This window comes from Psychrobacter sp. P11G3, from assembly GCF_001435845.1.
Lineage (GTDB): Bacteria > Pseudomonadota > Gammaproteobacteria > Pseudomonadales > Moraxellaceae > Psychrobacter.
In genome coordinates this window covers 2,453,360-2,466,214 of sequence record NZ_CM003596.1, presented here as the reverse complement: position 1 = coordinate 2,466,214, position 12,855 = coordinate 2,453,360, and the positions used below count along the sequence as shown (strand labels likewise).

The 12,855-nt window shown below is 42.1% G+C and carries 11 protein-coding genes; 7 read left to right on the top strand and 4 right to left on the bottom strand.

The window, feature by feature from the left end:
* Positions 1 to 32: 32 nt before the first annotated feature.
* Together purN and purM are read right to left on the bottom strand one after the other, a co-directional pair.
* On the bottom strand, positions 33 to 725 hold the full coding sequence (gene purN / locus AK824_RS09900) for a phosphoribosylglycinamide formyltransferase (RefSeq protein WP_057761155.1): 693 nt from the start codon (positions 723 to 725) through the stop codon (positions 33 to 35).
* Entirely contained in the window at positions 725 to 1,786 is a 1,062-nt protein-coding gene (purM, locus tag AK824_RS09895; RefSeq protein WP_057761153.1) for a phosphoribosylformylglycinamidine cyclo-ligase, read from the bottom strand. The genes purN and purM overlap by 1 nt, the downstream gene beginning before the upstream one ends.
* Before the next feature lie 500 nt (positions 1,787 to 2,286).
* Here purM and AK824_RS09890 point away from each other — a divergent pair, with 500 nt between their 5' ends.
* The 3 genes from AK824_RS09890 (at position 2,287) to AK824_RS09880 (ending at position 5,332) form a co-directional block, all read left to right on the top strand.
* The gene (locus tag AK824_RS09890; RefSeq protein WP_057761151.1) at positions 2,287 to 3,393 is read left to right on the top strand and encodes an AI-2E family transporter; all 1,107 of its coding nucleotides are present in this window, start codon (positions 2,287 to 2,289) and stop codon (positions 3,391 to 3,393) included.
* A gap of 328 nt (positions 3,394 to 3,721) precedes the next feature.
* Positions 3,722 to 4,525 (top strand): DnaA regulatory inactivator Hda, encoded by an 804-nt coding sequence (hda, locus tag AK824_RS09885; RefSeq protein ID WP_057761150.1) that lies wholly within the window; start codon positions 3,722 to 3,724, stop codon positions 4,523 to 4,525.
* A gap of 102 nt (positions 4,526 to 4,627) precedes the next feature.
* Positions 4,628 to 5,332, top strand: coding sequence for a DUF2057 family protein (locus AK824_RS09880; protein ID WP_057761148.1), 705 nt, complete (start codon positions 4,628 to 4,630; stop codon positions 5,330 to 5,332).
* A gap of 118 nt (positions 5,333 to 5,450) precedes the next feature.
* Here AK824_RS09880 and AK824_RS09875 read toward each other — a convergent pair whose 3' ends face one another.
* Positions 5,451 to 5,936 carry a Dps family protein gene (locus AK824_RS09875; protein WP_057761146.1) on the bottom strand — a complete coding sequence of 162 codons (486 nt, stop codon included), beginning with the start codon at positions 5,934 to 5,936 and terminating at the stop codon, positions 5,451 to 5,453.
* Positions 5,937 to 6,196: 260 nt separating this feature from the next.
* Positions 6,197 to 6,862 (bottom strand): YcxB family protein, encoded by a 666-nt coding sequence (locus AK824_RS09870; protein ID WP_057761144.1) that lies wholly within the window; start codon positions 6,860 to 6,862, stop codon positions 6,197 to 6,199.
* A gap of 467 nt (positions 6,863 to 7,329) precedes the next feature.
* Here AK824_RS09870 and serS point away from each other — a divergent pair, with 467 nt between their 5' ends.
* The 4 genes from serS (at position 7,330) to AK824_RS09845 (ending at position 12,842) form a co-directional block, all read left to right on the top strand.
* A complete protein-coding gene (gene serS, locus AK824_RS09860; protein ID WP_057761140.1) occupies positions 7,330 to 8,616 on the top strand; it encodes a serine--tRNA ligase in 1,287 nt (428 codons plus the stop codon).
* Positions 8,617 to 8,911: 295 nt separating this feature from the next.
* Positions 8,912 to 10,909, top strand: coding sequence for a transketolase (gene tkt, locus AK824_RS09855; RefSeq protein ID WP_057761138.1), 1,998 nt, complete (start codon positions 8,912 to 8,914; stop codon positions 10,907 to 10,909).
* A gap of 271 nt (positions 10,910 to 11,180) precedes the next feature.
* Positions 11,181 to 11,723: a hypothetical protein gene (locus tag AK824_RS09850; RefSeq protein ID WP_057761136.1), complete on the top strand. Its 543-nt coding sequence runs from the start codon at positions 11,181 to 11,183 to the stop codon at positions 11,721 to 11,723.
* A gap of 60 nt (positions 11,724 to 11,783) precedes the next feature.
* Entirely contained in the window at positions 11,784 to 12,842 is a 1,059-nt protein-coding gene (locus AK824_RS09845) for an NERD domain-containing protein (protein WP_057761134.1), read from the top strand.
* Positions 12,843 to 12,855: the final 13 nt, after the last annotated feature.

Here is a 12,855-nt window from a genome sequence, read left to right as displayed (position 1 = left end):
ATTATTAAAAGCAGCTTGATAGGCCAGAATTCTTATCCGTCTATAAGCAATTGCAAAGGCAACTTAGGTAAATAAGTTTGTGTTTGCGATGATGTATTATTTGCTTCAAGTGACAATACATTTTTTGCTAGTAGTAAAATCGTCCAAGGTAATAGCTGATGCTCAAGCTTCTGTACCCGTGACTGTAAGCTCTCTGCGGTGTCGTTGATATCGACATCTAATACAGCTTGAGTCAACACCTGACCTGCATCAAGCTCCGCTGTCACTTTATGAATACTACACCCGTGACTACGTTCACCCGCTTGTATAACTCGTTTGTGAGTATCTAAACCCTTATAAACCGGAAGTAGAGAAGGGTGAAGATTAATCATGGGCGCTGGTACATTATCGATAAATGAGCCACTTAGTACGCGCATAAACCCAGCTAAGACGATCAAGTCAGGTTGCCACGCTATTAGCTGTTCGTTGGCGTGGGTTTCAAACGTCTTGATACCCATACGTTTACCACTAGCAACGTGTGACAATACCGCAACTGGAATATTGGCATCTTTAGCACGTGTCAATGCATAAGCATCTTCACGGTTACTAATGACACCAACGATTTCAATCGGTAGCGCACCTGCTTGCATTGCATTGATTAACACTTGCAGGTTGCTACCACTTCCTGAGACTAGAACAGCAATACGCAATGGTTTGATAGGCTGGCTTGCGTTATCAATTGACATTAACGGTACACCACTGCATCCGCCTGGTCATCAGTGCTGCGTTTGATCATTTCACCTATTTGCCAAGCTGTCTCGCCCGCATCAGTCAAGGTCTGGATAGCAGCTTCTGCTTTGTCTTTTGGCATAACGATGACAAAACCAACGCCGCAGTTAAAGGTACGGTACATCTCGCTCTGCGCGATATTACCTTGGGTCTGGAGCCAAGTGAATAGCTCTGAGAACTGCCAGCTATTGGTATCGATGCTAGCTGCTAGGGTATCAGGTAGTACACGTGGCAGGTTGTCCGTTAGACCACCACCTGTGATGTGTGACATCGCATGTAAGGCTGAGCTACCAAGCGTGTCTTGTAATGCCTTGATGGCTTTTACATAGATACGGGTAGGAGCCATTAGAGCGTCTTGAATAGGCTGGCCGTCTAGTTGCTCATCGCTACTCGTAACATCTACACCGCTAACTTCGATGACTTTACGAACCAATGAGTAACCGTTTGAGTGCGCGCCACTTGAGGCAAGGGCAATCAGTACATCGCCTTCTGCGACATTTTCACCAGTGACAACTTCTGCTTCTTCAACCACGCCTACGCAAAATCCAGCTAGATCGTAATCGTCGTCTTGATACATGCCTGGCATTTCAGCAGTTTCACCACCGATAAGCGCACAGTTAGCTAACTTACAACCATCACCAATACCAGTCACGACAGTCGCCGCTACATCGACATCTAGTTTACCAGTTGCATAGTAGTCTAAAAAGAACAGTGGCTCTGCGCCGCAAACCAATAAATCATTGACGCACATCGCCACCAAATCAATACCAATCGTGTCATGACGGTTCAGCTGTAGGGCTAATTTTAGTTTGGTGCCGACGCCATCAGTACCAGAAACCAATAATGGTGAGGTATAACCTGTTGGGATACGGCATAACGCACCAAAACCGCCAAGTCCACCCACGACTTCAGGACGAGTAGTGGCTTTTGCAACGGACTTGATTCGCTGAACCAAAGCATCGCCTGCATCGATATCAACACCGGCATCTTTGTAGCTTAAAGAAGGCTTGTCACTCATAGTCATCTCACAGTTGGGGATAGATAATTGGGATTAAAAAGTAAAGTAATTGAGCACGCAAAAATTAGCGTTATAAAGTTCAAAAGCAAAGTTTAAAGACAGTGCGCGCATTATACCCAAAAACAGACCGTACTCGCAAAGCAACTTGCCAATATTTGACTAAGATTTGCATTAAGTGGCAAATAAGCGGTTAAGAAACAAAAAATGACTGATTTTTTATTGTACTCTGCGATAATAGAACGCTAAATTTATTGTCAATATTGGCCTTAATACAAGTCCAAATGTGATTGACAGAATAAAAACTAATAAACATAAATTTATTAAAAATTAGACTTTTTAGGAACGTTGATACGTCTCAGTTTAGCTAGCTAAAACTAATGAGAAAAGAAAGCAATTCGCCTAGTGACACATCGTGATGACGGCATTTATTTTTTTAGAAAATACTATTACTGACTGACTGTCACTTTTTTTAACCTCGTCCAACTATAGGATTACTTGCCATGATGAACCAACCAATAGATCCTTTTTTTCGGCGTTTATTTATTGTCGTGGCGTTAGTGGTGGCTGTGTTTCTCTTGTATTTGATGATGCCCGTCATCGTACCTTTTGTTTTTGCCTTTATGTTGGCTTATCTATTTAACCCTCTAGTCAAGCGCCTATCAAAATACATCAAGCGCTGGGTCGCGATTATTATCGTCTACTCGACGATTACTCTAGGGATGGCGTTATTATTATGGTGGTTGGTACCGACATTGTGGCATCAGCTGCAAGCGGCGTGGGATTATTTGCCAAAGATATTTAATTGGTACAATCAAGTCGTACGAGAGTGGTTCAATAGTAATACTCGTATCAAACTGCCTCAATTAGAGTCGAAAGAATTTTCCGATACTCTCGTCGATTATATGCAAACTAACTATAAGTTCGCTGATGCTAGCACCATGATGAGCCAAATACTGACCTCAAGTATGAACTTCATCAATAATGCTGGCCTTATTGTATTGGTGCCTATTTTGACCTTCTATTTCCTATTTAATTGGGATCAGCGTTTGCATAACTGGAAAATGGCGATACCAGGTGCTTACTGTCAAAAAGTGACTGAAATAGCTAAAGAGTGTGATCTTGCATTGATGGCATTTATTAAAGGTCAATTGCTAGTGATGGTATTGCTAGGCGCTATTTATGCTGTACAGTTGCAGCTTATTGGATTAGAGCTTGGGCTTATCATTGGTATGGTAGCAGGCATTGCCAGTTTTGTGCCGTACTTAGGGTTTGGTATTGGTTTTATCGCGGCTATTATCGCCTGTCTATTTCAGTTCGGATTGGACTGGACGTATTTGTCATTGGTCGTAGGTGCGTTCTTGATTGGACAAGCTGCAGAAGGTTATATCCTACAACCATTGCTGTTAGGTGATAAGATTGGTCTATCGCCATTGTGGGTCATATTTGCCGTCTTGGCTGGTGCCAGTCTACTAGGCTTTGTCGGTATGCTTATTGCCTTACCAGTGTCCGCTGTCTTAAATGTCTTGTTCCGCCATTTATACAACTACTATCGAACCACTGACTTTTATAAAGGTCGTAAACAACTGGCATTGTTTGAAAAAAGATAATTATCTTATTATTGAACATACTAGATAAAGATCAATATGCAATATTAGGATATGAACGCAATGATTGATAAGGCTTAATGGGTAAAAGACTTGTCAGTCATTTTGTAAATATGTTATATATAGGCGCAGTGTTGATAGTATCAACCGTTTTGGTACCAGTTTTGCTAAATTTGTTTTCAACAAAGTGACTGACCTATTTTTGCAAATACTATAGGGCCATTACTTACAGTTGTAGCGGCTAGTATTGATAGTAATGAATACAGCTCAAAGTAACCTATCTTTTCTATTATATTTTTCCATTGCACTACGCAACACGAGTTGATGATTCATGGCAGAAGCACAGCTAAGTCTCAATCTGGACATTAAGCATGATGCAAGTCTCAGCGACTTTGCCGGTCCCGGTTGGATGTCGATTATTGATGCAGTACGGCAGTTACATGTTGGCCTGATCGGTCAACTATATCTGTTTGGTAGCCCTGCTACAGGTAAGTCTCATTTGCTGTCTGCTATTTGCGAGTCATTTATCGAGATGGACAAATCAGCTATCTGTTTGTCCCTTAATGAGCTGATTCATACAGATGTCCACGTACTATCATCGTTAGAAAACTTTGATTTGATTGCTATTGATGATTTGGAAGTGCTTGAGCAAAGCAGTCAGTGGCAAGAAGCTTTATTTCACCTGATCAATCGTAGCCGAGAAGGGCAACGCCAGTTATTGTTTGCCGCCAATAAACCAGCCGACGACTTACCCTTTCAATTGAGGGATTTGTTGACGCGTCTGGCACAAGCACCTACCTTCAAAGTCCCTACTGGACATGATTTGGCAGACAGGCAAGCATTATTACAGTCTATTTTGCGTCGGCGTGGATGGCAGTTTGACGAGCGAATTATTGATCACTTACTAACTGATGGACCACATCGTATCGGTGCGATGATGGAAGTACTTAATTATATTCAACCAATGTTCTCTAACCTTGGTCGCAGTAATATCTCAAAAGCAGTCATAAGTGATGCTTTGCGTACCATTGATGAGCAGACGCTTGCCGCAGAGCTTGCTGATATCGCTCAAGAGACACAAGTGGATAACGACACACCTGATCAAGACCAACATACGATGCCACTTGATTTTTAGCAGCAAAACTCTTAGCAGTAAGACCTTTAGCAGCAAAAAATGAACAACCGTTAGAATACGAATCTTTTGTCCAACTCGCTTTTACTATTAATGGAATAACTTATGAAATCGAATACTTTTTTGCTAAAGAAACTAACGATAGGTACGTTATTGGTAGGTGCTGCCTCGGTCTCTATGTTGTCACAGGCAGCAGTGACCCTACAGGTTGATGACCATATCAAAGTAACTGCTATTAATGGGCAGGAAATTCAGCAGAGCGCTTTTCAGCCGCTGCAAAAAACATTTACGTTACAGCCTGGACAACATGCTATTACTGCTAAGTATGACCGTCTATATAACTTGCGTCGTGATGAGCATGATTATTTGCGTTCAGGTAACGTCAGTGTGACAGCACAATTGGCCGACAATCAAACATATCGTTTGACTATGCCTAATCAACCAGAAGCATATGAAGCTGCTAAAGACTATGCTAAGCAGCCAACACTCGCTGTGCAACAGAATAATACGGTCATTGCTAGTCAGCAAAGTATGGTCGGTAACCAAGGCGGCATATTCTCAGGCATTGGTAAAGCACTAGGCGGCGTGTTCGGCGGTGCAGGTGATGCAGAGTTACAGAACCAACGTGCTATCGCCTCTTTAGATCAACCAGTAGTAAATACTACTAGCAACGTCAATACTGGCACGACCACTGTTAAGCAAGCATCTAGCGTAAACACTTCTACTAGTACGTTAGATACGTTTATGCAAGTTTGGCTACAAGCTACGCCTGCTGAACGTGAAAAAATGCGTCAATGGATCCAAAAATAAAACAGTCTTTTCTAAAAGATAGACAATAAAAAAGCACCTAATTAGGTGCTTTTTTATTATTTAGAATCTGATAATCATTAGAGTTAGTAAGGTCAAACCGAATAAAAACTAACGACTATTAACCCAAAAACGCGTTATACATCCATACCAGTTTTTCTTGCTCTTGTACGTAAGCATCAACTAGGTCAGCTGAACCTTGGTCTTCGCTCTCTTCTGCTAGGGCTGATACTTGACGCTGTTCTGCAATTAATGCTTGTAAGCCAGTGACTACGCCTTTGACGCAGCTTGTACCATCTTTGACATTCTTGTCTTCACTGATACTAGTATGCTGCGTAAAATCGCTATAAGCGTGAAGTGGTGTACCACCCAAGGTCAAGATACGCTCAGCAATTTCATCGATTTGGACCTGTAGTGACGTATACAATTCTTCAAATTGTGGATGCAAAGTAAAGAAATGCTCACCTTTTACATTCCAGTGATATCCACGTACGTTTAAATAAAACACGTGATATGTTGATAGTAGATTGTTTAATTTGGCGATAACTTCGCTCATGTCTGCTTTTTCTAGACCGATCTGGTTAGTAGCATTATTAGAATTACTCATAGTATTGTCCTTATAGTGTGAGTGTAGTTATACGATAATAAGTAAAGAAGGATAAAGGCTCTAATAAATTAACATACAGCGAAAAATACTTTAGTTTTCATCTGTAACTATTAATATAGATTCTATCTCTTCCTTTGATACTTATAATAATAGCAAACTATTATTAATAAGTTAAATTTAATAAATACAATCTTATGATTGATTTTATAAAACTAAAATCAGGTCTCTCTATTATCTTTCTAAACAATAGAGAGCTCCAATTATAGTTGTGCTGGCGCTTGCAAGTTTTCGGGGTTCAATCCTTTGACAGGAACTACTTCTTGTAAATGTTGACGAACAGTGTCGATAGGAAACTTCTGCGCTTGCAAGCGTTTCGGTACGATTTGGCTGCCTTGTTGGCCTTTCAACTCAAACATCATAAAGATATAGTCGTCAGTCTCATCCCAGCTTTTGATCGCAGTCCAAGGAATGACGGCTTGCTGAGTTGCGCCTGCACGCATCTGCATACCGCGCATTTGTGAGTTCTTCATCATATCAGGTTGGTTGCTTGGCATCGCCATAACTAAACCGTGCTTTTGTACGCCCAGCTTCATCTGACGCATCTCATCTGGCATTTCTTGATCGGCGACTTGTTTTTCAAACTCTCTTTTTACATACCATTTAAAACCCAACGTACGAGCCAGTAGATAAATCACCACGCCAACGAGCATTAACCAAAATATAATGGTTGAGTAGCCTGTCACAAAGATGAGTCCTGCAATAGCAAGTATCACAACCACTGCCATAATGATCCATTCTTTGGTTTTAAAGCTCGATAGACCAAAAGAAGGACTGGCACTGGCAAACAGTTCATACTGTGCTTGGTGAAATTCCGCCTCAGTCAGATTCAAGGCGACAGGTTGGAGCGTGTAAGGGTACAGGGCCATAAAGGTTTCTCAGATACTTGTGTTAAAAGTGTTGGGTTTATATCGCCAAAGCCAAGCTATGATGTGCCACTTGGCTGGAGGCAAATAAAGGTATGCGCTTATCTTACCGAAAAGTACTCTTAAATGAAACATATAAGCAAGGCTGTTCGCTGATAGGGACGATATTAATGGTTTTATAGGGGTGAGCGAGGGGTGTTGAGATTGGTCAAAACTTTGGATATGGCCCTGAGATAAATGCAACTTGCTAACCATAACGGAAATGGTCGCCCAAAAACAAACCTACAGCCGCCAAAAGTGACCAAAACATGGTCAAATCTGCTAGGTCTTGGTATTATAGCGGCTACAAGATGTGTTGGTACAAGACATAACGCCATAGCCCGTTGTCACAAAGACAGTGATAGCGAGACGTTAGGCAACTATTATATTAATAAACCTTTTATTCACCTTTAGTGTTACAGGCAACTACTATGATTGATCCGAAACTCTTACGCGGCGATTTGAGCGACCTACAGCAGCAGCTAGCCACCCGTGGTTATACGCTTGATATGGCGTTTTGGCAGACGATTGAAAACGAGCGTAAATCGCTGCAAGTTAAAACCGAAGAGTTGCAATCGCGCCGTAACGCGGGTGCTAAGCAAGTAGGTGCCCTAAAAAAATCAGGCGAAGATGCCAGTGAGCTATTGGTTGAGATGCAAAGCGTTAGCGGTGAGATTAAAGCTGCAGAAGACGAGTTACGTACTCTGCAAGAGCGTATTACTCAAGCCGCTTTGCAGATTCCAAATATTCCAGCGGCAGATGTACCAGTGGGTACGTCAGAAGACGATAACGTAGAAGTGCGCAAGTGGGGCACGCCGCGTACGTTTGATTTTGAAATTCAAGATCACACCCATATCGGTGAGACACTTGGTATGCTGGATTTTGAAGCCGCGACCAAATTGACTGGTAGCCGTTTTAACGTGCTAAAAGGTCAATTGGCGCAGCTGCATCGTGCACTGATTCAATTTATGCTCAACACCCATACCATGAAATACGGCTATCTTGAGACTTATGTGCCTTATATCGTCAATAGCGATAGTCTAAAAGGGACGGGTCAGTTGCCTAAGTTTGAAGATGATTTGTTTAAACTGAGCAATCACACGAATAACGATGAAATGGATTTTTACCTTATTCCAACCGCTGAAGTGCCAATGACCAACTTGGTACGCGGCGAACGTTTGGATATTAAAGAGCTACCGCTAAAATTCACCGCGCATACACCATGTTTCCGTAGTGAAGCTGGCTCACACGGGCGTGATACTCGCGGCTTGATTCGTCAGCATCAGTTTGAAAAAGTTGAAATGGTCAATGTCGGTACCGCTGAGCAATCTGATGACTTGCTTGAGGCAATGACAGGGCAGGCTGAATATATCTTGCAGCAGTTGAATTTGCCATACCGCACGGTACAGCTATGTACTGGCGATATGGGTTTTGCTGCACAAAAGACTTATGACATCGAAGTATGGTTGCCAAGCCAAGATACCTATCGTGAAATATCTAGCTGCTCTAACTGTGGTGATTTCCAAGCGCGCCGTATGGGTACTCGTGTCAAAGATGGCAAACAAACCAGCTTAGCTCATACTTTAAATGGTTCAGGTTTGGCTGTGGGTCGTACGCTACTAGCAGTGATGGAAAATCATCAAAACGCTGATGGCAGCATTACGATTCCAGAAGTATTGCGTCCGTTTATGGGCGGTGCTGAGACTATTTCAGTTTAATAAATGGACTATAAGTAATGAGCTGCTTGTCAATTAGGTCATTCGCAGCTTGTTATTTATAACTTAAATTAAAATCCGTCATTGCTAATCGTTTAACAAAACTGATGTGAGTCATTGCTAAATATAAACGGTCTTGTTACCGCATTTTAGGCTAGGCTTATAGCAAATATGTTAATATTGCATTTTTATTTTATAGCCTATCCATTGAGGACGCCTGTCGCGTTTTTGATGGATTATCCTCTGAGTAAACTCTCCTCTTATCTTTATACGACTCATTCGAATATTAGGACACTCTATGCCAGCTCCAATTAGCGAACGTAAACTAGCCAATGCCATCCGTGTACTGTCGTTTGACGCGGTTCAAAAAGCCAACTCTGGACATCCGGGTGCGCCAATGGGTATGGCTGATATTGCCGAAGTTTTGTGGCGCAAATTTTTGAAGCACAATCCAGCAGATCCTAATTGGCACAACCGTGATCGCTTTGTACTGTCAAACGGTCATGGCTCGATGCTTATCTATTCATTGCTACATTTATCAGGTTACGATGTGAGCGTTGATGACCTTAAAGGTTTCCGTCAGCTGCATTCAAAAACCCCAGGGCATCCTGAACTTGGCTACACACCTGGTGTAGAAACGACGACTGGTCCACTAGGACAAGGTATTGCTAATGCCGTTGGTTTTGCAATCGCAGAAAAAACCCTAGCCGCACAGTTCAACCGTGACGGTCATAACATCGTCGATCATCATACCTATGCGTTCTTGGGCGATGGCTGCTTGATGGAAGGTATCAGTCATGAAGTTTGCTCACTCGCTGGCACGTTGGCGCTTGGCAAGCTGGTATTCTTCTATGATGACAATGGCATCTCTATCGATGGTAACGTCGAAGGCTGGTTCACAGATGATACTGAAGCGCGCTTTGAGTCATACGGCTGGCAAGTGATCAAAGTTGACGGTCATGATACTGATGCAATCACGCAAGCGACTGAGCAAGCGATTGCAGAGACTACCAAGCCAAGTCTAATTATTTGTAAAACCACGATCGGTGCTGGTAGCCCTAACAAACAAGGTCTAGCCGCCAGTCATGGTGCACCACTTGGTGATGACGAAATTGCCTTGACTCGTGATGCGCTGTCTTGGAAGCATGCCCCATTTGAATTAGATGACGAAATCTATGAAGCGTGGGATGCTAAAGCCAAAGGCGATGTACAGCAAAAGAATTGGGACGCGGACTTTGAAGCATATAAAAAAGCCTATCCAGAGCTTGCAGCAGAACTATCACGTCGTCTAAATGGTGAATTGCCTGCTGACTTTGCTAGCCAAGCGCAAGCCTATATTCAGCAAACGCAAGAAGCGGGCGGCGATGTCGCTAGTCGTAAAGCCAGTCAAAATGCAATCAATAGCTTGCAGCCATTATTACCAGAATTATTGGGCGGCTCAGCAGATTTAGCTGGTTCAAACCTCACGCTATTCAAAGGTGCTAAAGGCATCGAAAAAGATGCTGACGGCAACTATATCTATTACGGTGTACGCGAGTTTGGTATGACTGCGATTGCCAATGGTATTGCATTGCATGGCGGCTTTATCCCTTACGTAGCGACTTTCCTCATGTTTATGGAATATGCACGTAACGCGGTACGCATGGGCGCATTGATGAAGCAGCGCGTCATCCATGTCTATACGCATGATTCTATCGGTCTGGGTGAAGACGGCCCAACGCATCAGCCAGTTGAGCAATTAACTAGCCTACGTACCACGCCAAACCTACGTACATGGCGTCCGTGTGATGCGACTGAATCTGCGAGTGCTTGGGTAGAAGCAATCAAATCAGAAAACAACCCATCAGCATTGATCTTTAGTCGTCAAAGCTTGCCACATCAAGCGCGTGATAGCGAGCAAGTAGCGAATATCACCAAAGGCGGCTATGTACTGGCAAAAGAGCAAGGCGAGCTACAAGCAATCATCATCGCCACTGGTTCAGAAGTTGGCCTAGCGATGGAAGCGTATGAGGCGTTGAGCGCAAATGGTGTTGGCGTCCGTGTGGTGTCTATGCCATGTGCTGAGATTTTCGTTGAGCAAGATGCTAGCTATCGTGAAGCTGTATTACCTGCCAATATCCGTGCTCGCGTCGCAGTAGAAGCGGCGCATGTAGATTACTGGTATAAGTTCGTTGGTCTAGATGGTAAAGTCATCGGTATGACCACTTATGGCGAATCTGCTCCTGCTAGCGACTTGTATAAAGAGTTTGGTATCACGACTGATGCTGTGGTTGAAGCGGTAAATAGTCTGGTGTAATTAACCTAACTTAGTTAGCGTTTAAAAAAGAGTCACTAGAGAAATCTAGTGGCTTTTTTTTATGGCTTAATCTTTGACCTTTCTTTTGGTCTGCTTTCATCAATATGGTTATTGGTAAAACAACTGCTGCAATCAGTACTAAATTCTGTGCCTCAATATAATGATTTAGTGGTAAATTAGAATAGATTGATTGCTCACAAAGTTAAGTTTTATTTCTTGTGCAGCTCTCATATAAAAATAAATTATATGACTATAGAACTGGAAAAATTAGATGGATAGTATCGAACTGGCAAATGCTATTACATGGCTAAAACAGATTGAACTAAGTGAAGGCTTGATAGCAGCCTGCATAATCGGAATATTTGGACTGTGCGGTATTCTCATTACTCAGAGAGCTGAACGCAAAAAGGAGTATGAAGCCTTTTTGAGAATAAAGTTTGAGGAAGTGGTTTTTAGACTAGTTGATTTTGCAGCCATTATTCATGAAGTACAATCTAAAAGTTTTTCAAGCAATGATGATGAAGCTTTAGATGTTGATGAATTTTACAGAGAAGGTGGCAAGATAGAAATATTAATAGCTTTATATTTTCCAGAGCTTGAGAAAAAATATGAGTTGTTTTTAAATGCAGGGGGAAACCTGATAAATGCACAGCATGAACATGAAGTTAATCCTAGCGATAGTACTTTAGATGTACTTAAACAGCTTGATGAAGAATATGATCGGGTTTATAAGAGTTTTTATAAACATATCAAATCATGTTCTTCTGCTTATGCCAAGCCTTTAAAGCATCGTAAGAGAGTGCTGATTAATTAAATTTAAAGAGTTTTGGTATTACGCTTAGCACATTCTATAACCATTCTAAAGATCGCTATTATGTCCCTAAAATCTAGCTTTAAAGGTTTCCTAGGTGAAACCGTCATCAACGTCGCCATGTGGCTAAAGCTTGAAAAAGATGTTTATCACCGATTAAACGGTATTACCTTGCCAAGAGCCAATGGTGGCAGTACCCAAATAGATCATATCATCGTTTCTGTATACGGCATCTTTGTGATTGAAACCAAAAACTATAAAGGCTGGATATATGGTAGAGAGAATCAAAGACAGTGGACGCAATCCTTTCCTAATGGAAGTAAGTTTAAATTTCAGAACCCATTGCGCCAGAACTACTTGCACATTAAGACGCTCGCAGATTTATTAGGCTTGGAGCTGAGCTATTTTCATTCGATGATTGCGTTCATCGGTGAGTGTGAGCTAAAAACCCGCGATGAGTTGCCCGAGCATGTATTGACGAGTGGTATGGTATCTTATGTGAAAAAAAAGCAAGATAAGATACTCACTGAAGATGAGGTTGCATCTATCGTTGAGCAGATTAATAGCAATAGATTTAGCAAATCTTGGCGCACTAACAGAGAGCATAAAGCCTATCTAAAAGACAAGCATAGCAATCCAAGCCAGAATACAAACAAACAGCCTAGCGGTAACGCTACTGATAAACCAGTTGCTGTTGCTGTTGCTGGAGTAGCTAATAAGCCTACACCAGAGCCGATAATAAAAGAAACCGCTAAACGAGCTATTCTAAAAAGTAGGGAAGTGCATCGATGGTCTGGTCAGACTGAAATTGAATCTAGCGATTTACCAATTGATAGTATGGACACTCAGCAGGCAGTCATTCCGCGTACAATTACATCGCACGATATTGCTGATAAGGTTTTTCTTACGCCGTTTGAAGTTATGGAGCCTGAACTAGCAGCGAGTTCTTCTGCGACAATTGAGGTGATAGACCATACAGCTGATTTAATTCAAACGCCAACCTGTCCAAGGTGTAACGGTGAGATGATTAAGAGAGTAGCAAAAAAAGGCCTGAATCAAGGTCAGACCTTTTTTGGTTGTAGAAAATTTCCTAAGTGTCGCGGTGTAGTGAATATTGATTAGTCGTTAGCCATTT